This is a genomic window from Nocardia farcinica (genome assembly GCF_029867845.1).
Taxonomy (GTDB): domain Bacteria; phylum Actinomycetota; class Actinomycetes; order Mycobacteriales; family Mycobacteriaceae; genus Nocardia; species Nocardia farcinica_A.
Genome location: NZ_JARWRU010001256.1, coordinates 1 through 1,105, shown reverse-complemented (window position 1 = coordinate 1,105; position 1,105 = coordinate 1). Strand labels below are relative to the sequence as shown.

1 protein-coding gene is annotated in these 1,105 nt (G+C 72.2%); it reads left to right on the top strand.

Going from position 1 to position 1,105, the window contains the following annotated elements:
- The first annotated feature begins 125 nt into the window (after window positions 1–125).
- Entirely contained in the window at window positions 126–1,085 is a 960-nt protein-coding gene (locus QH283_RS28160; RefSeq protein WP_280505956.1) for a polyketide synthase dehydratase domain-containing protein, read from the top strand.
- Window positions 1,086–1,105: the final 20 nt, after the last annotated feature.

Below are 1,105 nucleotides of genomic sequence, written 5' to 3'. Positions count from 1 at the left end.
GCGATCGCCCAACTGAAAAGCTGGCGTGTGCTGCGTAAACTCCGCTGCTGTCCCTACAAGGCCGGACAACTCGTCAAGGCCATCCACGTCCTTCAGCACCGCGAACTCAGAGCCGCTCAGCAAGGATGAAAAAGGCTCACTGGCTGGCGGGGGTCGCGAACTCCCGCGGCGGCAAGCCGAGCGGGCTCGGCCTCGCCGACGCGGGGCATCCGCTGCTCGGCGCGGTGGTGGAAACCCCCGGCGCGGACCGCTTCCTGTTCAGCACCAGGCTCTCGCTGGCCACCCACGGCTGGCTGGCCGACCACGCCCTGCACGGCAACGTCCTCGTCCCCGGGGCCATGCTGCTCGAGCTGGCCCTGCACGCCGGCGACAAGCTCGGCACACCGCGGGTGGACAAGCTGAGCATGTACTCGCCGGTGACGCTGCCCGCCGAGGGGGCCATCCACCTGCAGGTGGCGGTCGGCGAACGGGAACGCTCCGGCCGCAGGAAGGTGGCCGTGTACTCGCGCCGGGAGGACACCGACGAGGCGCCTGGCAAGCTGGAATGGAGTCTGCACGCCGACGGATTCCTGGCCGCCGCCGCGACCGAGCAGACCGACACCCAGGGACTGGAGCTGTGGCCGCCGGTCGGCGCGCAATCGGTGGTCGAACCGGCCGCCGCCTACGAGACCCTCGCCGCCCTCGGCTACCAGTACGGCCCCACCTTCCAGGGCATGCGCGCGGTCTGGAAGCGCGGCGAGGACGTCTTCGCCGAGGTCGCGCTACCCAAGACCGTCACCGACGCCGACAAGTTCGGCCTGCATCCCGCGCTGCTGGACGCCGCCATGCAGTCGGTCGCCGCCTCCGCCGCCCTGCTGCCCGCCGAACCGGGCAGTCTGGCCCTGCCGTTCGCCTGGGAGAAGGTGCGCCTGGACGCGGTCGGCGCGCGGTCGCTGCGCTGCAAGTTGACTCCGGCCGGATCCGACCGGGTGCGCTGGGTTCTCGCCGAGGGCGGCCGGAGGGCCCGAGGCGGAGGGGCCCCGCAGGGGCGGGGGGTGTGCCAGGGCAAGCGGGGCCCCGGGGGGGGTACCGGACAACAAGAATAGCTGTTTGGGGGGGGCGGGGC

What these genes read in the sequence shown, in the direction of transcription:
- QH283_RS28160 (WP_280505956.1), top strand. Translation starts at nt 126, where the DNA reads ATGAAAAAGGCTCACTGGCTGGCGGGGGTCGCGAACTCCCGCGGCGGC.